At 68.0% G+C, this 24,674-nt stretch carries 18 protein-coding genes and 5 tRNA genes; 2 read left to right on the top strand and 21 right to left on the bottom strand.

Annotated features, from left to right (window positions below):
- Positions 1–158 precede the first annotated feature (158 nt).
- From rpoC to H4F98_RS03495, 21 genes are all read right to left on the bottom strand, one after another.
- On the bottom strand, positions 159–4,382 hold the full coding sequence (gene rpoC / locus H4F98_RS03595) for a DNA-directed RNA polymerase subunit beta' (RefSeq protein WP_182685292.1): 4,224 nt from the start codon (positions 4,380–4,382) through the stop codon (positions 159–161).
- 110 nt (positions 4,383–4,492) lie between these two features.
- Entirely contained in the window at positions 4,493–8,659 is a 4,167-nt protein-coding gene (rpoB, locus tag H4F98_RS03590; protein ID WP_182685291.1) for a DNA-directed RNA polymerase subunit beta, read from the bottom strand.
- A 343-nt stretch (positions 8,660–9,002) separates the two neighbouring features.
- The gene (rplL, locus tag H4F98_RS03585) at positions 9,003–9,380 is read right to left on the bottom strand and encodes a 50S ribosomal protein L7/L12 (protein WP_220479078.1); all 378 of its coding nucleotides are present in this window, start codon (positions 9,378–9,380) and stop codon (positions 9,003–9,005) included.
- A gap of 69 nt (positions 9,381–9,449) precedes the next feature.
- Positions 9,450–9,974, bottom strand: a complete 525-nt coding sequence (gene rplJ, locus H4F98_RS03580) for a 50S ribosomal protein L10 (RefSeq protein WP_141519605.1) — start codon at positions 9,972–9,974, stop codon at positions 9,450–9,452.
- 348 nt (positions 9,975–10,322) lie between these two features.
- A complete protein-coding gene (rplA, locus tag H4F98_RS03575) occupies positions 10,323–11,021 on the bottom strand; it encodes a 50S ribosomal protein L1 (protein ID WP_182685290.1) in 699 nt (232 codons plus the stop codon).
- A gap of 3 nt (positions 11,022–11,024) precedes the next feature.
- Positions 11,025–11,453, bottom strand: coding sequence for a 50S ribosomal protein L11 (gene rplK / locus H4F98_RS03570; protein WP_141519603.1), 429 nt, complete (start codon positions 11,451–11,453; stop codon positions 11,025–11,027).
- Between the two features lie 226 nt (positions 11,454–11,679).
- Entirely contained in the window at positions 11,680–12,249 is a 570-nt protein-coding gene (gene nusG, locus H4F98_RS03565) for a transcription termination/antitermination protein NusG (protein ID WP_141519602.1), read from the bottom strand.
- A 4-nt stretch (positions 12,250–12,253) separates the two neighbouring features.
- Positions 12,254–12,631 carry a preprotein translocase subunit SecE gene (gene secE, locus H4F98_RS03560; RefSeq protein ID WP_182685289.1) on the bottom strand — a complete coding sequence of 126 codons (378 nt, stop codon included), beginning with the start codon at positions 12,629–12,631 and terminating at the stop codon, positions 12,254–12,256.
- A gap of 40 nt (positions 12,632–12,671) precedes the next feature.
- A tRNA-Trp gene (locus H4F98_RS03555) sits at positions 12,672–12,747 on the bottom strand.
- A 142-nt stretch (positions 12,748–12,889) separates the two neighbouring features.
- Positions 12,890–14,080 (bottom strand): elongation factor Tu, encoded by a 1,191-nt coding sequence (gene tuf / locus H4F98_RS03550; protein WP_182685288.1) that lies wholly within the window; start codon positions 14,078–14,080, stop codon positions 12,890–12,892.
- Positions 14,081–14,127: 47 nt separating this feature from the next.
- A tRNA-Thr gene (locus H4F98_RS03545) sits at positions 14,128–14,203 on the bottom strand.
- Positions 14,204–14,237: 34 nt separating this feature from the next.
- Positions 14,238–14,311, bottom strand: a tRNA-Gly gene (locus tag H4F98_RS03540).
- Positions 14,312–14,593: 282 nt separating this feature from the next.
- A tRNA-Tyr gene (locus H4F98_RS03535) sits at positions 14,594–14,679 on the bottom strand.
- A gap of 117 nt (positions 14,680–14,796) precedes the next feature.
- The gene (gene ychF / locus H4F98_RS03530) at positions 14,797–15,888 is read right to left on the bottom strand and encodes a redox-regulated ATPase YchF (protein ID WP_141518877.1); all 1,092 of its coding nucleotides are present in this window, start codon (positions 15,886–15,888) and stop codon (positions 14,797–14,799) included.
- Positions 15,889–15,972: 84 nt separating this feature from the next.
- Complete coding sequence (pth, locus tag H4F98_RS03525; protein WP_182685287.1) at positions 15,973–16,554, bottom strand: aminoacyl-tRNA hydrolase; 582 nt, start codon at positions 16,552–16,554, stop codon at positions 15,973–15,975.
- A 66-nt stretch (positions 16,555–16,620) separates the two neighbouring features.
- Complete coding sequence (locus H4F98_RS03520) at positions 16,621–17,274, bottom strand: 50S ribosomal protein L25/general stress protein Ctc (RefSeq protein ID WP_182685286.1); 654 nt, start codon at positions 17,272–17,274, stop codon at positions 16,621–16,623.
- Positions 17,275–17,443: 169 nt separating this feature from the next.
- Positions 17,444–18,403 carry a ribose-phosphate diphosphokinase gene (locus H4F98_RS03515; RefSeq protein WP_141518874.1) on the bottom strand — a complete coding sequence of 320 codons (960 nt, stop codon included), beginning with the start codon at positions 18,401–18,403 and terminating at the stop codon, positions 17,444–17,446.
- Positions 18,404–18,548: 145 nt separating this feature from the next.
- Positions 18,549–18,625, bottom strand: a tRNA-Gln gene (locus H4F98_RS03510).
- A 4-nt stretch (positions 18,626–18,629) separates the two neighbouring features.
- Positions 18,630–19,556 (bottom strand): 4-(cytidine 5'-diphospho)-2-C-methyl-D-erythritol kinase, encoded by a 927-nt coding sequence (gene ispE / locus H4F98_RS03505; RefSeq protein WP_182685285.1) that lies wholly within the window; start codon positions 19,554–19,556, stop codon positions 18,630–18,632.
- Positions 19,557–19,584: 28 nt separating this feature from the next.
- Positions 19,585–20,244 (bottom strand): lipoprotein insertase outer membrane protein LolB, encoded by a 660-nt coding sequence (gene lolB, locus H4F98_RS03500; RefSeq protein WP_182685284.1) that lies wholly within the window; start codon positions 20,242–20,244, stop codon positions 19,585–19,587.
- On the bottom strand, positions 20,241–22,010 hold the full coding sequence (locus H4F98_RS03495) for a tetratricopeptide repeat protein (protein ID WP_182685283.1): 1,770 nt from the start codon (positions 22,008–22,010) through the stop codon (positions 20,241–20,243). The genes lolB and H4F98_RS03495 overlap by 4 nt, the downstream gene beginning before the upstream one ends.
- Before the next feature lie 172 nt (positions 22,011–22,182).
- On the opposite strand from H4F98_RS03495, the gene hemA reads away from it, so the two are divergent.
- Together hemA and prfA are read left to right on the top strand one after the other, a co-directional pair.
- Positions 22,183–23,484 (top strand): glutamyl-tRNA reductase, encoded by a 1,302-nt coding sequence (gene hemA, locus H4F98_RS03490; RefSeq protein ID WP_182685282.1) that lies wholly within the window; start codon positions 22,183–22,185, stop codon positions 23,482–23,484.
- Between the two features lie 66 nt (positions 23,485–23,550).
- On the top strand, positions 23,551–24,636 hold the full coding sequence (gene prfA, locus H4F98_RS03485; protein WP_182685281.1) for a peptide chain release factor 1: 1,086 nt from the start codon (positions 23,551–23,553) through the stop codon (positions 24,634–24,636).
- Positions 24,637–24,674: the final 38 nt, after the last annotated feature.

Here is a 24,674-nt window from a genome sequence, read left to right as displayed (position 1 = left end):
GCGCGTCAAACACGAGACCAGCACGGAGCTCCCCCGCCTTGCGACGGAACCCGTGCCCGATACTGCGATCCCGCCCTTCCTGGGCCGAACACGAGGGGCTCCGTGCCCCTCATTTCGTGATCTGGCGCGCCCCGGGGGGCGCGCAATGCCGCGATATCTTACGTGGCGTCGGACGCTTCGTCCACGCCTTCCTGCGTTTCGACCGGGGCGTCGCCACCCACTGGAGCGGTCAACTGCTCAATTTCCGACGCCGTCAGGCCACTGGCCCCGCGGCGGCGCTGGGTGTGGTACGCCAGGCCGGTACCGGCCGGGATCAGTCGACCGACGATGACGTTCTCCTTCAGGCCGCGCAGGTTGTCCTTGGTGCCGCGGACGGCCGCCTCGGTCAACACGCGGGTGGTCTCCTGGAAGGAGGCCGCCGAGATGAACGACTCGGTCGCCAGCGAGGCCTTGGTGATGCCCAGCAGGACCGGGTCGAACTGCGCCTGGATCAGGCCCTTGCCCGTGAGCGTGGCGTTCTCCTCGACCAGGCGCTGGCGCTCGACCTGCTCGCCATGCAGGAACTTGCTGTCGCCCTGGTCGGTGATCTCGACCTTGCGCAGCATCTGGCGGACGATCACCTCGATGTGCTTGTCGTTGATCTTCACGCCCTGCAGGCGGTAGACGTCCTGGATCTCCTTGGTCAGGTAGACGGCCAGAGGCTCCACGCCCAGCAGGCGCAGGATGTCCTGCGGGCTCGGCTCGCCGTCCACCACGGTCTCGCCCTTCTCGACGTGCTCGCCTTCGAACACGATGATCTGGCGGTACTTCGGGATCAGTTCCTCGTGCTCCTCGCCGTCCGCGCCCTTGATGATCAGGCGCTGCTTGCCCTTGGTGTCCTTGCCGAAGCTGACCACGCCCGAACGCTCGGCCAGGATCGCGGGATCCTTGGGCTTGCGCGCTTCGAACAGGTCGGCCACGCGCGGCAGACCACCGGTGATGTCGCGGGTCTTGGACGCTTCCTGCGGGATCTTGGCGACCACGTCGCCCACGCCGACGGCATCGCCGTCCTGCAGGTTGACGATCGAGCGCGGCGGCAGCAGGTACTGCGCCGGCAGGTCGGTGCCCGGGATGTTGAGGTCGTTGCCCTTCTTGTCGACGATGCGCACGAGCGGACGCAGGTCCTTGCCGGCCGAACCGCGACGCTTGGGATCGGTGATCTCGCGCGACGCCAGGCCGGTCAGTTCGTCGGTCTTCTCGATGACGGTGATGCCGTCGACGAAGTCCACGAAGCGGACGAAGCCCGCCACTTCCGACACGATCGGGTGGTTGTGCGGATCCCAGTTGGCGACCTGCTGGCCGGCCTTGACCGCGCCGCCGTCGTCGACCGCCACGGTCGCACCGTACGGCAGCTTGTAGCGCTCGCGCTCGCGGCCGTGGGTGTCGAGCACGGACAGTTCACCCGAGCGCGACACGGCGACCTGGTGGCCATTGCTGTGCTTGACGTGCTTGAGGTTGTTGAACTTGACCGTACCGGTGGTCTTGATGGTGACGTTGTCGATCGCCGCCGCACGCGATGCCGCGCCGCCGATGTGGAACGTACGCATCGTCAGCTGGGTACCCGGCTCGCCGATCGACTGCGCCGCGACGACGCCGACGGCCTCGCCGTGGTTGACCAGGTGGCCACGGCCCAGGTCGCGGCCGTAGCAGTGGGCGCACACGCCGAACGAGGATTCGCAGGTGATCGTCGAGCGCACCTTGATGGACTGCACGCTGGCGTCTTCGAGCTTCTGCACCCAGGCTTCGTCGAGCAGGGTGTTGCGGGTCACGATCGGATCTTCGTCGTCGCCCGGCAGGAACACGTCCTCGGCCACGATGCGGCCCAGCACGCGGTCGCGCAGCGGCTCGACCACGTCGCCGCCCTCGACGATCGGGGTCATGGTCAGTGCCCCCATCGTGCCGCAGTCGTCCTCGGTGATCACCACGTCCTGCGCCACGTCGACCAGGCGACGGGTCAGGTAACCGGAGTTGGCGGTCTTGAGCGCGGTGTCGGCCAGGCCCTTTCGGGCGCCGTGGGTGGAGTTGAAGTACTCCTGCACGTTCAGGCCTTCGCGGAAGTTGGCCTTGATCGGGGTCTCGATGATCGAGCCGTCCGGACGGGCCATCAGGCCGCGCATGCCGGCCAGCTGGCGGATCTGCGCCTGCGAACCACGGGCGCCGGAGTCGGCCATGATGTAGAGCGAGTTCATCGACTTCTGCGCGACCTCCTTGCCCTCCGCGTCGGTCACCTTCTCGGTGCCGATGGCGTCCATCATCGCCTTGGCGATGCGCTCGTTCGTGCGCGACCAGATGTCGACGACCTTGTTGTAGCGCTCGCCGGCGGTCACCAGGCCCGACTGGTACTGCTCCTGGATCTCCAGCACCTCGGACTCGGCCTCGCCCAGGATGCCCTTCTTCTCGTCCGGGATGACCATGTCGTCGATGCCGATCGAGACGCCGGCACGGGTCGCGTAGGCGAAGCCGGTGTACATCAGCTTGTCGGCGAACACGACGGTGTCCTTCAGGCCGAGCAGGCGGTAGCACGAGTTGATCAGGCGGCTGATGTTCTTCTTGATCAGCTCGACGTTGGCCAGCTCGAACGGCAGGCCGTCGGGCAGGATCTCGTGCAGCAGCGAACGGCCGACGGTGGTGTCGACGATGGAGGTCACGCGCTCGCGCGAACCGTCCTCGGCGATCACCGTCTGGGTCAGGCGGACCTTGACCTTGGCGTGCAGCTCGACGACGCGGTTGTCGTAGGCGCGCTTCACCTCGGCGACGTTGGCGAACACCATGCCCTCGCCCTTCTTGTTCTCGAGGGCGCGGGTCATGTAGTACAGGCCGAGCACGACGTCCTGCGAAGGCACGATGATCGGCTCGCCGTTCGCCGGCGACAGGATGTTGTTGGACGACATCATCAGCGCACGCGCTTCCAGCTGGGCCTCCAGGCTCAGCGGGACGTGCACGGCCATCTGGTCACCGTCGAAGTCGGCGTTGAACGCGGTACACACCAGCGGATGCAGCTGGATCGCCTTGCCTTCGATCAGCACCGGTTCGAACGCCTGGATGCCCAGGCGGTGCAGGGTCGGCGCACGGTTCAGCAGCACCGGGTGCTCGCGGATCACCTCTTCGAGGATGTCCCACACCTCGGCCTCTTCGCGCTCGACCAGCTTCTTGGCCGCCTTGATCGTCGTGGCCAGGCCACGGCGCTGCAGCTTGGCGAAGATGAAGGGCTTGAACAGCTCCAGCGCCATCTTCTTGGGCAGGCCGCACTCGTGCAGGCGCAGGGTCGGGCCGACCACGATGACCGAACGGCCCGAGTAGTCGACGCGCTTGCCGAGCAGGTTCTGGCGGAAACGGCCCTGCTTGCCCTTGATCATGTCGGCGAGCGACTTGAGCGGGCGCTTGTTGGTGCCGGTGATGGCGCGGCCACGACGGCCGTTGTCCATCAGCGCGTCCACCGACTCCTGCAGCATGCGCTTCTCGTTGCGCACGATGATGTCGGGCGCGTTGAGCTCCAGCAGGCGACGCAGGCGGTTGTTGCGGTTGATGACGCGGCGGTACAGGTCGTTCAGGTCGGAGGTCGCGAAGCGGCCGCCGTCCAGCGGGACCAGCGGGCGCAGGTCCGGCGGCAGCACCGGCAGCACGGTCATGACCATCCACTCGGGCTTGTTGCCCGACTCGATGAAGGCCTCGACCAGCTTGATGCGCTTGGTCAGGCGCTTGAGCTTGGTCTCCGAGCCCGTCGCGGCGATGTCTTCCTTCAGCTGGATCATCTCCGACTGCAGGTCGATCGTGCGCAGCAGGTCGTAGACCGCCTCGGCGCCCATCGCGGCCTCGAAGTCGTCGCCATGCTCCTGGCGCGCCTGCATGTACTGCTCTTCGTTGAGCAGCATGCCGCGTTCCATCGGGGTCAGGCCCGGCTCGGTGACCACGAAGGCCTCGAAGTAGAGGATGCGCTCGATGTCGCGCAGGGTCATGTCGAGCATCAGGCCGATGCGCGAGGGCAGCGACTTGAGGAACCAGATGTGCGCGACCGGCGAGGCCAGGTCGATGTGGCCCATGCGCTCGCGGCGGACCTTGGCCAGCGTGACCTCGGTGCCGCATTTCTCGCAGACGACGCCACGGTGCTTCATGCGCTTGTACTTGCCGCACAGGCACTCGTAGTCCTTGACCGGTCCGAAGATCGCGGCGCAGAACAGGCCGTCGCGCTCGGGCTTGAAGGTGCGGTAGTTGATGGTCTCGGGCTTCTTGACCTCGCCGAACGACCACGAACGGATCAGGTCCGGCGACGCCAGCGCGATCTTGATCGCGTCGAAGTCGAGCGCGGGCCGCTGCTGGTTGAACAGGTTGAGCAAATCTTTCATTTGAACTCTCCGGAATTCGGATTCGAGGATGGGGGAACGTCAGCTCGGGCGGCGGATGGGTGCGGGGTCGCGATCGCGCGTCCCCGTCCCGTGCCGGCGCCTGGACGCCCTCAGCTCTCTTCCAGCTCCATGTTGATCGCGAGCGAGCGGATTTCCTTCACGAGGACGTTGAAGGACTCCGGCATGCCAGCCACCATCTCGTACTCGCCATCGACGATGTTCTTGTACATCTGGTTGCGGCCCTGCACGTCGTCGGACTTCACCGTCAGCATTTCCTGCAGGGTGTAGGCCGCGCCGTAGGCTTCCAGCGCCCAGACTTCCATCTCACCGAAGCGCTGGCCGCCGAACTGCGCCTTGCCGCCCAGCGGCTGCTGGGTGACGAGCGAGTACGGACCGGTCGAGCGCGCGTGCATCTTGTCGTCGACGAGGTGGTTCAGCTTCAGCATGTGCATGTAGCCGACCGTGGTGTGGCGATCGAACGCCTCGCCGGTACGGCCGTCGTACAGCTGGGTCTGGCCACTGCTCGGCATGTCGGCGAGCGCCAGCATCTGCTTGATCTCGGCCTCGGCGGCACCATCGAACACCGGCGTCGCCATCGGCACGCCGTCGGTCAGGTTGCGCGCCAGGTTCAGCAGCTCCTCGTCGGAGAACTGGCCCAGATCGACGCGCTCGCCGTGCAGCTTGCTGTCGTGGTTGTAGATCTCGCCCAGGAACTTGCGCAGGTCGGCGACCTTGGCCTGTGCCTCGAGCATCGCCTGGATCTTGCGGCCAAGGCCCTTGGCGGCCCAGCCCAGGTGGGTCTCCAGGATCTGGCCGATGTTCATGCGGCTCGGCACGCCCAGCGGGTTGAGGACGATGTCGACCGACTCGCCGCTGGCCATGTAGGGCATGTCCTCGACCGGGACGATCGTGGACACCACGCCCTTGTTGCCGTGGCGGCCGGCCATCTTGTCGCCCGGCTGGATGCGGCGCTTGACCGCCATGAACACCTTCACCATCTTCAGCACGCCCGGGGCGAGGTCGTCGCCCTGGGTGATCTTGCCGCGCTTGTCGGCGAAGCGCTTCTCGAACTCCTGCTCGTGGACCTCGATCTGCTTGCGCGCGCGCTCGATCGCCTCGACGGCGTCCTCGTCCTTCATGCGCAGGCCGAACCAGTCCTTGCGCGACAGGCCGTCCAGCACGAGGCTGGTGACGGTGTCGCCCTTCTTCAGTCCCGGGCCGCCATTGGCGACCTTGCCGATCAGCTGGCTGCGCAGGCGCGCGTAGATGGCGCTCTCCAGGATGCGGAACTGGTCGTCGAAATCCTTCTTGACGCGGCGGATCTCGGTTTCCTCGATCAGCTTGGCGCGCTTGTCCTTCTCGATGCCGTCGCGGGTGAAGACCTGCACGTCGATGACGGTGCCGTCCATGCCCGGCGGCACGCGCAGCGAGCTGTCCTTCACGTCGGACGCCTTCTCGCCGAAGATCGCGCGCAGCAGCTTCTCTTCCGGGGTCAGCTGGCTTTCGCCCTTGGGCGTGACCTTGCCGACCAGGATGTCGCCGGCGCGGACTTCCGCACCGATGTACACCACGCCGGACTCGTCGAGGCGGTTGAGCGCGCTCTCGGAGACGTTCGGGATGTCGGCCGAGATTTCCTCCGGCCCCAGCTTGGTGTCGCGGGCGACGCAGGTCAGTTCCTCGATGTGGATCGTGGTGTAGCGATCCTCCTCGACCACGCGCTCGGAGAGCAGGATCGAGTCCTCGAAGTTGTAGCCGTTCCAGGGCATGAACGCGACCAGCATGTTCTGGCCCAGCGCGAGTTCGCCGATGTCGGTCGAAGGACCGTCGGCCAGCACGTCGCCGCGCGCGATCACGTCGCCCACGGTGACCAGCGGACGCTGGTTGATGCAGGTGTTCTGGTTCGAACGCGTGTACTTGATCAGGCTGTAGATGTCGACGCCGGCATCGGTCTCGCCGGAGATCTCGTCCTCGTTCACCTTGACCACGATGCGGCCGGCGTCGATCTGCTCGACCACGCCCCCACGCTTGGCGTTCACGGTCACGCCCGAGTCGCGCGCCACGGCGCGCTCGATGCCGGTACCGACCAGCGGCTTCTGCGAACGCAGCGTCGGCACGGCCTGGCGCTGCATGTTGGCGCCCATCAGTGCGCGGTTGGCGTCATCGTGCTCCAGGAACGGCACCAGCGCCGCGGCGACCGACACGGTCTGCATCGGCGAGACGTCCATGTAGTCGACTTCGCTCGGCGGCTTGAGCAGCGACTCGCCGGCATGGCGGCAGGCGACGAACTGGGCGACCAGCTTGCCCTTCTCGTCCTGCTCGGCATTGGCCTGGGCGATGACGTACTCGTTCTCCTCGATCGCCGAGAGGTACTCGATCTCGTCGGTGACCTTGCCGTCCACGACCTTGCGGTACGGCGTCTCGAGGAAGCCGTACTTGTTGGTGCGTGCGAACACGGCCAGCGAATTGATCAGGCCGATGTTCGGGCCTTCCGGGGTCTCGATGGTGCAGACGCGGCCGTAGTGGGTCGGGTGCACGTCGCGCACTTCGAAGCCGGCGCGCTCGCGGGTCAGGCCGCCCGGGCCCAGCGCCGAGACGCGACGCTTGTGGGTGACCTCCGACAGCGGATTGTTCTGGTCCATGAACTGCGACAGCTGCGAGGAGCCGAAGAACTCCTTGATCGCGGCGGCGACGGGCTTGGCGTTGATCAGCTCCTGCGGGGTCAGGCCCTCGGACTCGGCCATCGACAGGCGCTCCTTGACCGCGCGCTCGACGCGGACCAGGCCCACGCGGAACACGTTCTCGGCCATCTCGCCGACCGAACGCACGCGGCGGTTGCCCAGGTGGTCGATGTCGTCGACCACGCCACGGCCGTTGCGGATCTCGGTGAGCACCTTGATGACGTCGAGGATGTCGGACGACTCGCCGCACTCCTCGACCAGGCGCTTGGACTCCTCGTCCTTGCGCTCGGCGTAGTACTTGGCGTCGTAGAGCACCGAGGCGCCGGTGGTCTCCTTGCGACCGATCCGGCGGTTGAACTTCATCCGGCCCACGGCCGACAGGTCGTAGCGCTCGAAGGTGAAGAACAGGTTGTGGAACAGGTTCTGCGCGGCATCCTTGGTCGGCGGCTCGCCCGGACGCATCATGCGGTAGATCTCGACCAGGGCCTCGAGCTGGGTCTTGGTCGCGTCGATGCGCAGGGTGTTGGAGATGTACGGACCGCGGTCGAGGTCGTTGACCCAGATGGTGCCGACGGTCTCGATGCCGGCCTTGCGGAAGGCCTCCAGCTGGTCTTCGGTGATCTCGTCGTTCGCCGAGGCGATCAGCTCGCCGGTGGCGGTGTCGATCACGTCGTGCGAGAGGATGCGGCCGACCAGGTAGGCGTCGGGCACGGCCAGCGCTTCGATGCCGGAGGCCTCGAGCTGCTTGACGTGGCGCGCGGTGATGCGGCGGCCGGCCTCGACGATGACCTTGTCGCCATCGGCCAGGTCGAAGTCCAGGGTTTCGCCGCGCAGGCGCTCGGGGACCAGCTCCAGCTGGACGCCCTCTTCCGGGTCGACGTGGAAGGTGTTGACCTCGAAGAACTCGGCCAGCATCTCTTCGTTGTTGTAGCCGAGCGCGCGCAGCAGCACGGTCACCGGCAGCTTGCGGCGACGGTCGATGCGGGTGAACAGGCCGTCCTTCGGGTCGAACTCGAAGTCCAGCCAGGAGCCGCGGTAGGGAATGATGCGGGCGCTGTACAGCAGCTTGCCCGAGCTGTGCGTCTTGCCGCGGTCATGGTCGAAGAACACGCCCGGCGAGCGGTGCAGCTGGGAGACGATGACGCGCTCGGTGCCGTTGACGATGAAGGTGCCGTTGTCGGTCATGAGCGGGATCTCGCCCATGTAGACCTCCTGCTCCTTCACGTACTTGATGGCCTTGGTCGACGACTCGCGGTCGTAGATCACCAGGCGGACGGTCACGCGCAGCGGCGCGCCGTAGCTCAGGCCGCGGTTGCGGCACTCGCGCTCGTCGAACGGCGGCTCGCCGAGCTTGTAGCCCACGTACTCCAGCGCGGCGTTGCCGCTGTAGCTGGCGATCGGGAACACGGACTTCAGGGCTGCGTGCAGGCCCCGGTCATCGCGCTTGTCCCACGCAACGTGCTCCTGCAGGAACTCGCGGTAGGAATCGACCTGGATCGCGAGCAGGAAAGGGACCTCAAGGATCGACTTGCGCTTGCCGAAGTCCTTGCGGATGCGCTTCTTCTCGGTGAAAGAATACGACGTAGAAGCTGTGGTCATGGTGAGCTACCGCCTCGACTTTTCAGCGGACCGCGCGTCCGCGGCCCTGGGGGGATGTGTCCATGGGCGTCCCGAACGGCTCGGGATACCCGGGGAACTGCCAGTTGGAAGTCGCTGGTATTGCCGGCACCAGCACGCCCTCTCCCGCTACTTCCAACTGCCAACTCGTTGTTGCCGTGATTCGCGAAGCGTGATTGGTGGCCTGGAATGAACGGGGCATCGCGTGCACCGCACACCACGAATCACGAATAACCAATCACGTCGTACTACAACGGCCAAAGGCCGGGGGCTTTCGCCCCCAGCCTCAGGTGGTCGCCAAATGCTGCCGGCGACGCAATACGGCTTACTTCAGCTCGGCGGTCGCGCCAGCGGCCTCGAGGTCCTTCTTCAGCTTCTCGGCTTCTTCCTTCGAGACGCCTTCCTTCACGTCCTTCGGGGCGCCTTCGACCATGTCCTTGGCTTCCTTCAGGCCCAGGCCGGTGATGGCGCGGACGACCTTGATGACTTCGACCTTCTTCTCGCCGGCGGCCTTCAGGACGACGGTGAACTCGGTCTGCTCTTCGGCGGCGGCGGCGGCGCCGGCAGCCGGGGCGGCAGCGACGGCGACCGGAGCAGCGGCGGACACGCCGAACTTCTCTTCCATCGCCTTCACCAGCTCCATCACCTCGATGAGGGTCTTGCCGGCGATCGCTTCGATGATCTCTTCGTTGGACAGGGACATTGTTGTTACCTCTGATTTATAGATTGGAAACGACTTGTGGTTCCGGAACTCGAAACCGAACTGGGTGGCTTAGGCCGCCTTCGCCTGGCCGGCCGCGTTGACGACGCGGGTGACCTGCGAGGCCGGTTCGCTGAGCAAGCGGACCAGCTGGGTGGCGGGCTGGACCATGACGCTGAGCAGCATCGACAGCGCTTCGTCGCGGGTCGGGAGCGAAGCCAGGACGTCCACGTGGGTGCCCGGGTACTTCTGCCCGCCGATGGCCACGATGCGCGGCTTCAGCTTGTCGTTCGCCTTGGCGAACTCCTTGATCAGGCGTCCGGCAGCGCCGGGGTCTTCCTGCGAGAAGGCGTACATCAGCGGACCGACGAGATCGTCCTGGACGATCGCGTAATCGGTGTCCGCCACTGCGCGCGAGACCAGCGTGTTCTTTGCAACCTTCAGGAACACGCCCTGTTCGCGAGCCTTCTTGCGCAGGTCGGTCAGCTGACCTGCGGTGAGACCCAGGTACTCCGAAGCAACCAGCGAGTGCGCCTTGCCGGCGACCTCGGCCAGTTCGGCAACGACTTCCTGCTTCTGTGTCAGATTGAGAGCCATTGCACTCCTCCGTACTTCAATTCCGCCTCGCGCAGAATCGCGCGGGGCGGTCCTCGGTCGGCATCGTTTGGCCCGATGCCGGGAACGCCGGGATGGCGTTCCGGGGTGGTAGCCGTTTCCATGATCCTTGGAGGGTCGGCAACCATCTACGCAGGCCCGGCCCCTTCGGGGACTGGATTAAGCGATCCCGCTTCCATCGACGGCGACTCCATGCCAGTGCAGCCTCCCTGCCCGCCTTCGATGTGCGCTGACCGCGCCTGCGGTCTTTGACGGCTATCGCGCCGGCCGGAGCCGTTGCGACGCCCTCAAAACTTGCGACCTCCCCGTCCCGGGGAGGGCTGTAACGGATTACTTGAGCGACAGCGACGACTGGTCGACGCTCACGCCGGGGCCCATCGTCGAGCTGATCGACACCTTCTGCAGGTACTGGCCCTTCGAAGTCGCCGGCTTGGCCTTGATCAGGTCGGCCAGCAGCGCCTCGAGGTTGCCCTTCAGCGAGCCGTTGTCGAAGTCGGCCTTGCCGATCGTGCAATGGATGATGCCGGCCTTGTCGGTGCGGTAGCGCACCTGGCCGCCCTTGGCGTTCTTGACCGCCTCGCCCGGGTTCGGGGACACGGTGCCGACCTTCGGGTTCGGCATCAGGCCGCGCGGACCGAGGACCTGGCCCAGCTTGCCGACGACGCGCATGGCGTCCGGCGTCGCGATCACGACGTCGTAGTTCAGGTCGCCGGCCTGCATCTTCTCGGCCAGGTCGTCCATGCCGACGATGTCGGCACCGGCGGCCAGGGCCTCGTCGGCCTTGGCGCCCGAGGGGGCGAACACGGCGACACGGACCGACTTGCCGGTACCGGCCGGCAGCACGGTGGAGCCACGGACCTGCTGGTCGGACTTCTTGGCGTCGACGCCCAGGCGCACGGCCACGTCGACGGACTCGACGAACTTGGCCTTGGTGGCGGTCTTGACGATCTGGATGGCGTCCTCGAAGGCGTAGCTCTTGCCCGGGACGACGGCGGCCTTGATGGCCTTCTCACGCTTGGTCATTGCCATGTCTTAACCCTCCACCACCAGGCCCATGGAGCGGGCCGAGCCCGCGATCGTACGCACGGCGGCGTCCAGGTCGGCCGCGGTCAGGTCGGGTTCCTTCGCCTTGGCGATCTCCTCGAGCTGCGCGCGGGTCACCTTGCCCACCTTCTCGGTGTTCGGGCGCTTGGAACCGGACTTGATGCCGGTGGCCTTCTTCAGCAGGATCGACGCCGGCGGCGTCTTCGTGATGAAGGTGAAGGTGCGGTCGGAATAGGCGGTGATCACGGTCGGAATCGGGAGACCCGGCTCCATCTTCTGCGTGGCGGCGTTGAACGCCTTGCAGAACTCCATGATGTTCAGGCCGCGCTGGCCGAGGGCGGGGCCCACCGGCGGCGAGGGGTTGGCCTGCCCGGCCTTGACCTGCAGCTTGATGTAGCCGATTACTTTCTTTGCCATTGACTTGCTCTCCGGGTGCTAGCGCCTGGGATGCAGGCTCCCCATCGGACCGGGAAAATCGCGTGTCCCGGCTTCACGTTGAATGCGGGCCAGCCCTGCCAGGGCAGTCCGGCCTGAACACGCCGACGGCCGCCAATCGGCGGCCGGGGGCTGATCCACTCGCGCCAGAAGGCAGCGAGCCGAAAATTATAGCAGTATCCCGGCGCCCAGCGCCAGAGGGCCTGGCTCAGGCCTTCTCGACCTGGCCGAACTCGAGCTCGACCGGGGTGGAGCGGCCGAAGATCAGTACGGAGACGCGCAGGCGGCTCTTCTCGTAGTTGATCTCCTCGACCACGCCATTGAAGTCGTTGAACGGACCGTCGATGACCCGGACCATCTCCCCCGCCTCGAAGAGGACCTTGGGCTTGGGCTTGGCGACGCCTTCCTGAACGCGGTTCAGGATCGCATCTGCCTCGTGGTCGGCGATCGGCAGCGGGCGGTCGGCGGTACCGCCGATGAAGCCCATGACCTTCGGCGTCTCCTTGATGAGATGCCAGCACTCGCTGTCGATGCGCGGGATGCCATTCTCGTCATGGGTGGCGATCTGCACCAGCACGTAGCCCGGGAAGAACTTGCGCTCGGAACGGCGCTTCTGGCCGGAACGCATCTCCACGACCTCTTCGGTCGGGACCAGGACATCGCCGAAGCGCTCGCCCATCTCGGCACGCACGATACGGTCACGCAGCGCCTGGGCCACCGACTTCTCGAAGCCCGAGTAGGCGTGAACCACGTACCAGCGCTTGTTGTTTTCCGTCATCAGCTCAGCGTCCCAGGATTGACTTGACTACAAACTGGATGCCGAGGTCGAAGCCGGCCAGGATCAGGCTCAGCACGACCACCGCGATCATCACCACCCACGTGGTGCGCAGGGCTTCCTGGCGCGTCGGCCAGACGACCTTGCGCAGTTCGAAGCGCGATTCCGCCAGGAACTCGCGGGTCTGGTGGCCCTTGCCGCTGGTGAAGAACACCAGCACGCCGGCCACGACGCCGGCGGCGACCAGCAGCGAACGCAGCGCGCCGGCCCACTGGTCGAACCAGATGTAGCCGAACACGCCGGCGGCGACGAGCGCGATGGCCAGTACGTACTTGGCGATATCGCCGGCGTTGGCGCCCTGGGGTTGTTCGACCTTGCTGTTCATCCGGCTCTTCGCAGGCTGCTTTCGCAGACCCGTCATCAGGTGGCACGCCAGGAGGGACTCGAACCCCCAACCTGCGGTTTTGGAGACCGCTGCTCTGCCAATTGAGCTACTGGCGTACAGAAATTGTCGAGTGTCTTAGACGGCGACGGCGAGCCGTCGCCGACTCGCCTCGTTCACGCCTTCTTCGATGTGGCCCAGCGGACCGCCAACCCCCACCGAAGCAACCGCGACCGCCACCGGGCGATCGCGGCGTGTCGCTTACTTGAGGATCTTGGCCACCACGCCGGCGCCGACGGTACGGCCGCCTTCGCGGATCGCGAAGCGCAGGCCCTCGTCCATCGCCACCGGGTTGATCAGCTCCACCACCATCTTCACGTTGTCGCCCGGCATCACCATCTCCACGCCTTCGGGCAGGGTCACGGCACCGGTGATGTCGGTGGTACGGAAGTAGAACTGCGGGCGGTAGCCCTTGAAGAACGGCGTGTGACGGCCGCCCTCATCCTTCGACAGCACGTACACCTCGGCGTCGAACTGCGTGTGCGGGGTGATCGAACCCGGCTTGGCCAGCACCTGGCCACGCTCCACGTCGTCACGCTTCGTGCCGCGCAGCAGCAGGCCCGCGTTGTCGCCCGCCTGGCCCTGGTCCAGCAGCTTGCGGAACATCTCCACGCCCGTGACCGTGGTCTTGGTGGTCGGACGGATACCGACGATCTCGATTTCGTCGCCCACCTTGATGATGCCGCGCTCGATGCGGCCGGTCACCACCGTGCCACGGCCCGAGATCGAGAACACGTCCTCGACCGGCATCAGGAACGCCTTGTCGATGTCGCGCTCCGGCTCCGGGATGTAGCTGTCCAGCGCTTCCACCAGCTTCAGGATCGCAGGCACGCCGATCTCGCTCTGGTCGCCTTCCAGCGCCTTCAGCGCCGAACCGTGCACGATCGGGGTGTCGTCGCCCGGGAAGTCGTACTTGCTCAGCAGCTCGCGCACTTCCATCTCCACCAGCTCCAGCAGCTCGGCGTCGTCCACCATGTCGGCCTTGTTCAGGAACACGACGATGTACGGAACGCCGACCTGGCGCGCCAGCAGAATGTGCTCGCGCGTCTGCGGCATCGGGCCGTCAGCGGCCGAGCACACCAGGATCGCACCGTCCATCTGCGCCGCACCCGTGATCATGTTCTTCACGTAGTCGGCGTGGCCCGGGCAGTCCACGTGCGCGTAGTGGCGCGTCTCGGACTCGTATTCCACGTGCGCGGTCGAGATCGTGATGCCGCGCGCCTTCTCTTCCGGCGCCGCGTCGATCGCGGAGTAATCCTTGAACTCGCCACCGAAACGCTCGGCGCCCACCTTCGTCAGCGCAGCCGTCAGCGTGGTCTTGCCGTGGTCAACGTGGCCGATCGTGCCGACGTTCACGTGCGGCTTGGTGCGCTCGAATTTACCTTTAGCCATGGCTGTCGCTTCTCTGTTTGGGACGGATGGAACCGAGTATCTGAATGTGGTGCTCACGACTGGAATCGAACCAGCGACCTCCTCCTTACCAAGGAGGTGCTCTACCGACTGAGCTACGTGAGCAGGTTGTCGCAGCAGGTGGATCGTGCGGCAGCAATGGAGCGGGAGACGGGGATCGAACCCGCACCATCAGCTTGGAAGGCTGAGGTTCTACCATTGAACTACTCCCGCACCGGACACGCCTGCTTGGGTACCGCGCCCTCGGCTGGTAAGGCCTCGGGGTCTTGCGGCTCCCGGCCGTGACGGCCTGCCGGGAACACCTATTGTCGCACTTCAATTCTGGTGGAGGGAGGTGGATGGCTGCGGGCGCTTCGCACCCTGGGCCCTCCGGGCCGCGCCTTCGGCGCGCACGACGACGCTTCGCATCGTCGCCGAACCAGCGGTGGCTCTCATCCACCTCCGACTCGCCTGCCCCACTTACCGCCAGGACTTGTAATTGTCGCACTTCAATTCTGGTGGAGGGAGGTGGATTCGAACCACCGAAGGCGTAAGCCAGCAGATTTACAGTCTGCCCCCGTTGGCCGCTTGGGTATCCCTCCAAAAGAGCCCGCAATTTTGGCGACTGACTTCGATCTTGTCAACGCATGATTCGCAACAAAATCGACATTTCCGCCACCTGCCCGCCGCGAAGCCGCCCCGGCGCGGGGCGGCGGGGGTCAGACGTTGAAGCGGAAGTGCAGCACGTCGCCTTCCTGGACGCGGTATTCCTTGCCTTCCAGCCGCATCCGGCCCGCTTCGCGGGCGCCCGCCTCGCCCTTGTACTGGATGTAGTCGGCGTAACCGATGGTCTCGGCGCGGATGAAGCCCTTCTCGAAGTCGGTGTGGATGACGGCGGCGGCCTGCGGGGCGGTGGCGCCCTTGCGGACCGTCCAGGCGCGCACTTCCTTGACCCCGGCGGTGAAGTAGGTCTGCAGGCCCAGCAGGGTATAGGCCGCCCGGATGACGCGGTTCAGGCCCGGCTCGTCGAGGCCGAGGTCGGCCAGGAAGGCGTCGCGGTCCTCGTCGTCGAGCTGGCTGAGTTCTTCCTCGATGGCCGCCGACACCGGCACGACCTCGGCGCCCTCGCCCCGCGCGCGCTCGCGCACGGCATCGAGGAAGGCATTGTCCTCGAACCCGTCCTCGAGCACGTTGGCCACGTACATGACGGGCTTGAGGGTCAGCAGGAACAGGTCGCGCACCGCCGCGAGGTCGTCCTCGGACAGGTCCAGCGCGCGGGCGGGACGGCCGGCGTCCAGGCCCTCTCGGATGCGGCCGAGGACTTCCGCCCGCGCCTTCGCGTCCTTGTCGCCGGACTTGGCACTGCGCTCGGCGCGCTGCAGGGCCTTCTCGACCGACTCCAGGTCGGCCAGGGCCAGTTCGGTGTCGATGGTGTCGATGTCCGAGAGCGGGTCCACCTTGCCGGCGACGTGGACGATGTCGCCGTGCTCGAAGCAGCGCACGACGTGGGCGATCGCGTCGACCTCGCGGATGTGGGCGAGGAACTTGTTGCCCAGGCCCTCGCCCTTGGCCGCGCCGGCGACGAGCCCGGCGATGTCGACGAACTCCATCGCGGTCGGGATGCACTTCTGCGGCTTGACGATCTCCGAGAGCGCGTTCAGGCGCGGATCCGGCACCGGCACCACGCCGACGTTGGGCTCGATGGTGCAGAACGGGAAGTTGGCCGCGGCGATGCCCGCCTTGGTCAGCGCATTGAAGAGGGTCGACTTGCCGACGTTGGGCAGGCCGACGATGCCGCATTTGATGCCCATGGTGTGTCCGGGATTCGTGATTCGTGATTGGTGACTCGAGCGGCGGGGTGCCCACGCGCCGAATCACCAATCACCAATCGCCAATCACGGCTTCGCCGTGTGCAGCCGTTTCATCGCCTCGTTGTAGTCGCCGTGGGTGGCGAGGGGCAGGACGTCGATGGCGGCGTCGATCGCGCGCAGGATCATTGTCTCATCGTCGCCGCTCGGGCGCCCGAGGACCCAGGGGGTGACCTTGTCCTTGTGCCCGGGGTGGCCGATGCCGATCCTCAGGCGGTGGAAACCGCCGTGGCCGAGCAGGCGCATGGTGTCGCGCAGGCCGTTCTGGCCGCCATGGCCGCCGTCGAACTTGAGGCGGGCGGTGCCCGGCGGCAGGTCGAGCTCGTCGTGGACCAGCAGGGCCTGGTCGGGGTCGATCTTCCAGAAGCGCAGGGCCGCCGCGACCGACTTGCCCGACAGGTTCATGAAGGTCGCCGGCTTCAACAGCCACACCGGCTTGCCGGCGATGTCGACCTTGCAGGTGGACCCGAACAGCTTGGCGTCCACGTTGAAACGGGCGCCCAGGCGCTCGGCCAGGGCGTCCACAAACCAGAACCCGGCGTTATGCCGGGTCCGGGCGTGCTCGGGACCGGGATTCCCCAGCCCGACGATGAGGCGCAGATCGGCCATCGGACGCGTGGCGAGCGAACCGCGTGCGCGGACAGGCCTCCGGGGAGGCCCGCCCGCGGTACGCGTTTACTCTTCGTCCTTCTCGACCTTGGCGGCCGGGACGTCGGCCGAGGCCTCGTCGGCCGGGGCTTCGTCGACTTCCACGCGGCCGGCGCGGGCGACGACCACGGCGACGTCGTGCTCCTTGCCCAGCTTCAGCTCGGGGATCTCGACGCCCTTGGGCAGCTTGATCTCCGACAGGTGGATGGTCTGGCCCAGCTCGAGCTCGGCGAGGTCGACCTCGATGAACTCCGGCAGGTCCTTGGGCAGGCAGCTGATCTGGACTTCGTTCAGCTCATGGGTGACGACGACGTCGGCGGCCTTGCCGGCAGCGGACTTGTCTTCGTTGACGAAGTGCAGCGGGACGCTGGTGCGCAGGGCCTGGCCGGCGGTCACGCGCTGGAAGTCCAGGTGCATGATCAGCTGCTTGTACGGGTGGCGCTGCATGTCGCGCAGCAGGACCTTCTCGCTCTTGCCATCGATTTCAAGGTCGATGATCGAGGAATAGAACCACTCGTTCTGGCTGGCGAGCCAGGTCTTCTCGTGCTCGAGCTCAATGGACTTGGGCTCGGACTTGCCGCCGTAGACGATGGCCGGGATCACGCCGGCATGGCGAAGGCGGCGGCTCGCACCCTTCCCTTCGACCTTGCGGCTGGCGGCCTTGAGGCTGTGTTCAGACATTTCGATTACTCACTTTTTCTAGCGTTGGACCGCCTCGCGGCGGCTGTTGGACTCTCCCGCGACCAGGAAAGCCTCCGTTCCCGGGGCACCGGGAATCGGGAATCGGGACTCGATGCCGGCGGCCATGGCCGCCCCGGGTCCGGATTCCCGATTCCCGCCCCCGGCGGGCTCAGTCGACGTAGAGCGAGCTGACCGACTCGCCGAACGCGATGCGCCGGATGGTCTCGGCCAGCAGCTCGGCCACGCTGAGCTGTCGGATCTTGCCGGTGGCCCGCGCGGCGTCGGTGAGCGGGATGGTGTCGGTCACCACCAGCTCGTCGAGCTGCGAACGGGTCACGTTGTCGATCGCCGCGCCCGACAGCACCGGGTGGGTGCAGTAGGCGACGACCTTGGTGGCGCCCTGCGCCTTGAGCGCATTGGCCGCCGCGCAGAGGGTACCGGCGGTGTCGACGATGTCGTCGACCAGCACGCAGGTCTTGCCCTCGACGTCGCCGATGATGTTCATCACCGTGGCGACGTTGGCGCGCGGACGCCGCTTGTCGATGATCGCCAGGTCGGCGTCGTCCAGGCGCTTGGCGATCGCGCGGGCGCGGACCACGCCGCCGACGTCCGGGCTGACGACCACCATGTTGTCGGTGCCGTGCGCGCGCCAGATGTCGGCCAGCAGCAGCGGCGAGGCGTACACGTTGTCGACAGGCAGGTCGAAGAAGCCCTGGATCTGGTCGGCATGCAGGTCGACGGTCAGCACGCGGTCGGTGCCCACGGCGCTGAACATGCTGGCGGCGACCTTGGCGGTGATCGGCACGCGCGAGGAGCGCGGGCGGCGATCCTGGCGGGCGTAGCCGAAGTACGGCACCACCGCGGTGACGTTGCTGACCGAGGCGCGCTTGAGCGCGTCCACCAGGACCAGCAGTTCGACCAGGTTCTCGGCGCTCGGCGCGCAGGTCGGCTGGATGACGAACACCTCCTGGCGGCGGACGTTCTCCTCGATCTCGACCTGGACCTCGCCATCGGAGAAGCGGCTGACCAGGGCCTTGCCCAGGCGGATGCCCAGTTCCTTGCAGACGGCGTCGGCGAGGGGACGGTTGGCGTTGCCGCTGAACACCAGCAGGTTGCGGTCGGTTTGCACGATCGGACTCCGGCGATGCGGTGTTCGTGGACGAGGGGCCGGCCGGTCGGCGGGGTGACGCCGGTGCGGCCATGGGATTGCGGGTGGAGCTCCAGGTCTTTGCCGACCCCGGCGTCCTGGCCGGAGCCGCGACAGCGAACCGAACTGGCAGGGGCGGTAGGATTCGAACCTACGAATGCCAGGATCAAAACCTGGTGCCTTGGGCCTCTTGGCGACGCCCCTGTGTTCAGCCCGTTGTCGCGCCGGAACCCGTGTGGGCATCCCGGTGTGATGCGTAATGTTCGAGCGCGTCCAGCAAGGGCGAACGCGCCGCACCGGCCGCCGTCCAGGCCGCAAGGCCCGGGGGCAGCGTCGCCAGCGCGCGTCCGGCGAGTTCCATCGACGGGAACTCGACGAAGCAGCCGCTGCCCGACCCGGTCAGCCGCGGGCGACCCAGTCCGGACAACACGGAAAACGCCGCATCGACGGCGCGCTCCCGCGCGCGCAGGACCGGCTCGAACACGTTGCCGAGCGGAACGCCCGAAACGAAGTCCGATATTGTCGCGGGCGCGGCATCGCGCGTCAATTCCGGCGCACGGTAGAGCGCGGCGGTCGGGGCATGCACCCCAGGATCGAGCACGACGTAGGCCGCCGCGGGCAGCGCGATCGGCGTCAGGCGTTCGCCGACCCCTTCCGCCCAGGCATTCCGTCCCCGCACGAAAACCGGCACGTCCGCCCCGAGCGCCAGGCCCATCGCGGCCAGCCGGTCCAGGCCCAGGTTCGTTTGCCACATGGCATCCAGGGCGACCAGGACGGTGGCGGCGTCGGTGGAGCCGCCGCCGAAGCCACCGCCCGCCGGAATTCGCTTTTCGATGCAGATGTCAGCGCCTTTGTCGACGTTAGCCTCTTTTTGAAGCATGCTGGCAGCCCGCACGGTCAAGTCGTCGGCCTCCGCCACGCCCGGCACCGAACCGCCATGGCGGACGATGCGACCGTCCTCGCGCGGGCGCAGGCGGATCGTATCGCCCCAGTCCAGCAGGCGGAACACGGTCTGCAGCAAGTGGTAGCCGTCCTCGCGGCGCCCGGTGATGTGCAGGAACAGGTTCAGCTTGGCCGGTGCCGGCCAGGCCAGCCAGCCGTCTGCATCGGGTCGCGGGTCGAAAGCTGAACCCATCGCCACTGTCCCCTCGCCGGTCGGCACCTCAGCCCCCGGAAGCGGCATCGCCGGCGGCGCCCTGCCAGGCGTCGACCATCAGCTTGACCCGCGCCTCGCGCATGCCGTCGTCGTGGCGCGCGTCGATCCGGCGCGGCAGCTCGACGCCCTCGCCGCTGGCGGCGTCGGGCCATTCGTAGCGGATCTGCCAGCCATCCTGCTGCAACACCGCCAGGCGGCCGTGCGCATCGAACTCGACCCGCGCGGGCCCGGCCGAAGCCGCGCGCAGGCCCCGTGCCCAGTCGGCCAGCGCCGACATCGGCAGGTACCAGCCCGTCGTCTCGAGCAAGAGCGCACCCGCGTCGGGGCCGGTGCGCGGGCCGCCCTCCAAACCCTCCAGGCGGGCACCGGTCGGCCCGGCGCTGAGACGCCAGCCCTGCCGGGTGATCGGCGCGCTCAATTCGGCCGTGTAGCCGTCCGCGCGCTGCCGCCATTCCAGGCGACCGCTGCCGCCGTCGCGCCCGATCGAGACCGCGACCCGGCCACTCATCGACCAGTCCAGGACCGGCCGCAGGGCCGCTTCACGGGCGTCCAGGCGCGCTTCGGCCTGCGCGCGCTGCGCCGGCGGCAAAGCCTGCGGGGCCGGCGCGGTGGCACAGGCGGACAACAGGGCGGCGAGCGCGACGGCGCCGAGCAGGCGCGCGCTCATGCGGCAGGCGCCCCGGCCGGGGCGCGGTCGCCCCCGCCGTCTTCGTCGCCGCCGTCGGCCGGTGGGGCGAGCGGCAGGCCGAGCTTCTCCAGCGCGCGGCGCAGCGAGCGGTTCTCCGGGTCGATCGCGCGGGACTGTTCGAAGACCTTGCGCGCCTCGTCGCGCTTGCCCAGCACCCAGAGCACCTCGGCCAGGTGGGCGGCGATCTCGGCGTCCTCCTGCAGGGCCAGGGCACGGCGCAGTTCCACCACCGCCTCCTGCGGGCGCCCGAGGCGATAGAGCACCCAGCCGTAGCTGTCGATGATGGCCGCGTTCTCCGGCTGCGCGGTGCGGGCGCGATTGATGAGCTCCAATGCCTCCTGGTAGCGCGTGGTGCGGTCGGCCAGTGTGTAGCCGAGCGCATTGAGCGCGGCGACGCTGTCGGGCTCGATCACCAGGATCTTGCGGAAATCGGCCTCCGCGCGTGGGATGTCGTCGCGACGCTCCCAGGCCAGGGCACGGGCGTAGAGGATCTCCGGCGCGTCCGGGAAGGTCGCCAGGCCGCGGGCGAAGGCGTCCATCTCGGCCGTGTCGTCCTTGTCCTCCTGGTGCAGGGCCGCTTCGAGCAGGTAGGCGTCCTGGCGGGCAGGATCGGGTGCGGCGGCGTCGGTCTGGATGGCGGCCAGGGCGGCATAGGCCTCGTCGCGCCGGTCGAGTTCATGCAGGACGTTGGCGCTGCGCAGCCGGGCCTGCCAGCGCAGCAGGCCGCCGGGGACGCCGGCATACCAGTCCAGCGCCTCTTCGTGGCGCTCGAGGAACTCGGCGATCTGGCCCAGCAGCAGGCGTCGCGCGGGCTCGGGCGCGGCAGCGTCCCGGCGCAGTTCGTCGTACAGCGCGGTCAGCGCCGCCTTGTCCTCGTCGCGGGCGAGCAGCGAGGCGCGCGTGGCATAGCTCTGGTCGTCCTGGGGCCCACGCGCCAGGGTCTGCTCGGCGAGGTCGAGGTCGCCCAGGCGGTCGTACTCGTGGGCGATGCTCTGGCGCAGGACCGGGTCGCGGGCGGCCTTGGGATCGATGCCGGCCAGCACCTCGCGCGCCGCATCGGACTCGCCGGCCTCGCGCAGTTGGCTGGCCCGCAGCAGGGCCACGCGCGGCTCACCCGGGAAGTGCGCGATCACGCGTTCGACGATCGCGTCCACCAGCCCCGGCGAATCCAGCCGCAGGGCCAGGCCGCCGAATGCCATCCAGGCTTCGAGCTGGGACGGTATGCGGTCGCGCTTGACCAGGTATTCCAGCACCCGGGCCGACTGCGCGGGATCGTGGCTGCCGGTGGCGAGGACGCCAAAAGCCTGCCGCCAGCCGCCCGGCCCGGGCATCGCGAGCAGGTCCGACAACTGCCGGCGCGCCTTGCGTTCCTGGCCCTGGCGCAGCGAGAGCGACGCCTCGGCGGCGAGCAGGTCCAGCCCTTCGGCTCCCAGCTCGCGCCACAGGCCCAGCGCCCGCGCGGTGCGCGCGTCGTCCTGGGTGAGCAGGCTGATCCGCGTGGCGCGCTCGGCCAGCAGCGGGTCGCGCGCCTCTCCAGCCGCTTCGAGATACGCATCGGCGGCCTCGTCCAGGCGACCGGCCTGGAGGGCGAACTCGGCGGTCATCAGCGGCCCCAGCGTGCGCACCGCCGGGTCGTCGCTGGCCCCTGGCGCGGTCAGCACGGGCGGCGCCTCGACGGCCCGCGCGACGGGCAGGGTCGCGGCCAGGGCCAGCAGGACGGCAGTGGTCAGGAGTCTGGAGCGCATCGGGCGGAGATTCCGTTGGGGACGGTGGATACAACGACGGGTCACGCCGAACCGGTCCGGGCCCGGTAGAATGTCGGCGTTTTCAGCAGCCAGCAGCTTATCGCAAGCACCTGAACGGGATCGCAGATCGAGCGCCCGCGGCGCCCGCCGCGATCCCAGCGAGACCCGATACGTGAGTTTGTTCGTCCTTGGCATCAACCACCAGACCGCGCCGGTATCCCTGCGCGAACGGGTGGCCTTTGCCGGCGACGCGGTGCCGCGCGCGCTCATGGCGTTGAAGGACCTGCCGGGCGTGCACGAGGCGGCCCTGCTGTCGACCTGCAACCGCACCGAACTCTATGCCGTGGCCGACGGCGACGGCAGCGCGCTGGCGGACTGGCTGGCCACCCACCCCGACGATGCCGGCGACCTCCACGGCTATCTCTACCGTCATGCAGACGCCGACGCGGTGCGCCACCTGTTCCGGGTCGCCACCGGCCTGGATTCGCTGGTCCTGGGCGAGCCGCAGATTCTCGGCCAGGTGAAGGAGGCCTGGGCGCTCGCGCGCGGCAACGGCAGCCTCGGCAGCCAGCTCGACCGCCTCTTCCAGCAGGCCTTCTCGACCGCCAAGCGCGCGCGTACCCATACCCGCATCGGCGCCAACCCGGTCTCGGTGGCTTCCGCGGCCGTGCGCCTGGCGCAGGAATCCTTCGCCCGGCTGGAGGACTCCAACGTCCTGCTGGTCGGCGCCGGCGAAACCATCGAACTGGCCGCGCGCCACCTCGCCCAGGGCGGCGCCCGGCGGCTGATGATCGCCAACCGTACCCTGGCCCACGCGCAGGACCTGGCCACGCGCCACGGCGGCGTCGCGCTGCCGCTCGCGGAGATCGACAAGCACCTCGACGAGGCCGACATCGTGCTGTCGGCAACCGCGGCGCAATCCCCGATCCTGCACAAGGCCCAGGTCGTCGCCGCCCTCGCCCGCCGCAAGCACCGGCCGATGCTGCTGCTCGACCTGGCGGTGCCGCGCGACATCGCGTCCGACGTCGGCGAACTGGCCGACGTCTACCTGTACACGGTGGACGACCTGGAACGCACGATCGAGGACAACCGCCGCGGTCGCCGCGAAGCCGCCAACGAAGCCGAGGCGATCATCGACCTGCAGGTCACGCGTTTCGTGGAGACCCTGGCCGCCAGCACCCGCACCGAACCGCTCAAGCGCCTGCGCGCGCACGGCGAAGTGGCCAAGGCCGACGTCCTGGCCCGCGCCCGCCAGCAACTCGCAGCCGGCACCGACCCCGAGGTCGTGCTGGGCTACCTCGCCCACACCCTGACCAACCGCCTGCTGCACGCACCAACGGTCGCCCTGCGCGAGGCCGCGGTGGAGGGCAATGCCGAGCTGGGCCGTGCGGTCGACCGCTTGTTCCCCCCGTTGCCGGAAGGCCGGGCATCCGGAATCGAAGAGGCCGGGGCGACGTCGCCCGACGAACCCTAGCGACGCCCCGAGCCCGCGTCGTTCGCGCCCTCTCCATTCCCGGCCCTCCCTTCCCATCGGTAGCCCATGCATCCTTCCCTGCGACAGAAGCTCGAAGCCCTGGTCGAACGCCGCGAGGAACTCGAGCGCCTGCTCGCCGATCCCGGCGTGATCGGCGATGCCAAGCGCTTCCGCGCGCTCTCGCGCGAGTTCGCACAGCTCGAACCCGTCGCCAGCGCGCTCGCCGACGAAGCCCGGGCCGAGGCCGACCTGGCGACCGCCGAGGCGATGCGCGGCGATCCCGAGTTGCGGGAACTCGCGGAGGAAGAGATCGCCGCGGCGAACGCGCGACTGGAAAGCCTCGACCGCGAGCTGCTCGCCCACCTGGTACCCAAGGACCCCCGCGACGACGGCGACCTCTACCTGGAGGTGCGCGCCGGCACCGGCGGCGACGAAGCCGCCATCTTCGCCGGCGACCTCTTCCGCATGTATTCGCGCTATGCCGAGCGCCAGGGCTGGCGGGTCGAGGTCGAGTCCGCGAGCCCCGGCGAGCACGGCGGCTTCAAGGAGGTCATCGCCCGCGTCGAGGGCCAGGGCGCGTACTCGAAGCTCAAGTTCGAGTCCGGCACCCATCGCGTGCAGCGCGTGCCCGAGACCGAGTCGCAGGGGCGCATCCACACCTCGGCGGCCACGGTGGCGATCATCCCGGTCGAACCGGAGGGCGAGCCGATCGTGCTGAACGCGGCCGTGCTGAAGGTCGACACCTTCCGCGCCAGCGGCGCGGGCGGACAGCACGTCAACAAGACCGACTCGGCGATCCGCATCACCCACCTGCCCAGCGGCACCGTGGTGGAAAGCCAGACCGAGCGCAGCCAGCACGCCAACCGGGACAAGGCGATGAAGCGCCTGCAGGCCATGCTGGCCGAGGCGCAGGCCACGCAGGCCGCCGCCGCCCAGGCCGAGACCCGCAAGCTGCAGGTGGGCAGCGGCGACCGCAGCCAGCGCATCCGCACCTACAACTTCCCGCAGGGGCGCATCACCGACCACCGCGTCGAGGGCCTGACCCTCTACGACCTGCCCAACATCGTCGAAGGCGAGCTGGACGCGCTGGTCGAGCGACTGCTGGCCGAACACCAGGCCGACGAACTGGCGCGCCTGACGGACGCGCACTAGGCGCGACGGCCCGCTTCGCGCCGCGCGTCCGGGCAGGC

The organism is Marilutibacter spongiae, assembly GCF_014145325.1.
Taxonomy (GTDB): Bacteria; Pseudomonadota; Gammaproteobacteria; order Xanthomonadales; family Xanthomonadaceae; genus Marilutibacter; species Marilutibacter spongiae.
This window is presented reverse-complemented; position numbering and strand designations above follow the sequence as displayed.

Excerpts from the sequence above, each read along its gene's own strand:
- rpoB (WP_182685291.1), bottom strand. The coding sequence starts at position 8,659 with ATGACCACAGCTTCTACGTCGTATTCTTTCACCGAGAAGAAGCGCATC.
- rplJ (WP_141519605.1), bottom strand. The coding sequence starts at position 9,974 with ATGGCTCTCAATCTGACACAGAAGCAGGAAGTCGTTGCCGAACTGGCC.
- tuf (WP_182685288.1), bottom strand. The coding sequence starts at position 14,080 with ATGGCTAAAGGTAAATTCGAGCGCACCAAGCCGCACGTGAACGTCGGC.
- rplA (WP_182685290.1), bottom strand. The coding sequence starts at position 11,021 with ATGGCAATGACCAAGCGTGAGAAGGCCATCAAGGCCGCCGTCGTCCCG.
- pth (WP_182685287.1), bottom strand. The coding sequence starts at position 16,554 with ATGGCCGATCTGCGCCTCATCGTCGGGCTGGGGAATCCCGGTCCCGAG.
- lolB (WP_182685284.1), bottom strand. The coding sequence starts at position 20,244 with ATGAGCGCGCGCCTGCTCGGCGCCGTCGCGCTCGCCGCCCTGTTGTCC.
- ispE (WP_182685285.1), bottom strand. The coding sequence starts at position 19,556 with ATGGGTTCAGCTTTCGACCCGCGACCCGATGCAGACGGCTGGCTGGCC.
- rplL (WP_220479078.1), bottom strand. The coding sequence starts at position 9,380 with ATGTCCCTGTCCAACGAAGAGATCATCGAAGCGATCGCCGGCAAGACC.
- H4F98_RS03495 (WP_182685283.1), bottom strand. The coding sequence starts at position 22,010 with ATGCGCTCCAGACTCCTGACCACTGCCGTCCTGCTGGCCCTGGCCGCG.
- ychF (WP_141518877.1), bottom strand. The coding sequence starts at position 15,888 with ATGGGCATCAAATGCGGCATCGTCGGCCTGCCCAACGTCGGCAAGTCG.
- prfA (WP_182685281.1), top strand. The coding sequence starts at position 23,551 with ATGCATCCTTCCCTGCGACAGAAGCTCGAAGCCCTGGTCGAACGCCGC.
- secE (WP_182685289.1), bottom strand. The coding sequence starts at position 12,631 with ATGAACAGCAAGGTCGAACAACCCCAGGGCGCCAACGCCGGCGATATC.
- nusG (WP_141519602.1), bottom strand. The coding sequence starts at position 12,249 with ATGACGGAAAACAACAAGCGCTGGTACGTGGTTCACGCCTACTCGGGC.
- rpoC (WP_182685292.1), bottom strand. The coding sequence starts at position 4,382 with ATGAAAGATTTGCTCAACCTGTTCAACCAGCAGCGGCCCGCGCTCGAC.
- H4F98_RS03520 (WP_182685286.1), bottom strand. The coding sequence starts at position 17,274 with ATGTCTGAACACAGCCTCAAGGCCGCCAGCCGCAAGGTCGAAGGGAAG.
- rplK (WP_141519603.1), bottom strand. The coding sequence starts at position 11,453 with ATGGCAAAGAAAGTAATCGGCTACATCAAGCTGCAGGTCAAGGCCGGG.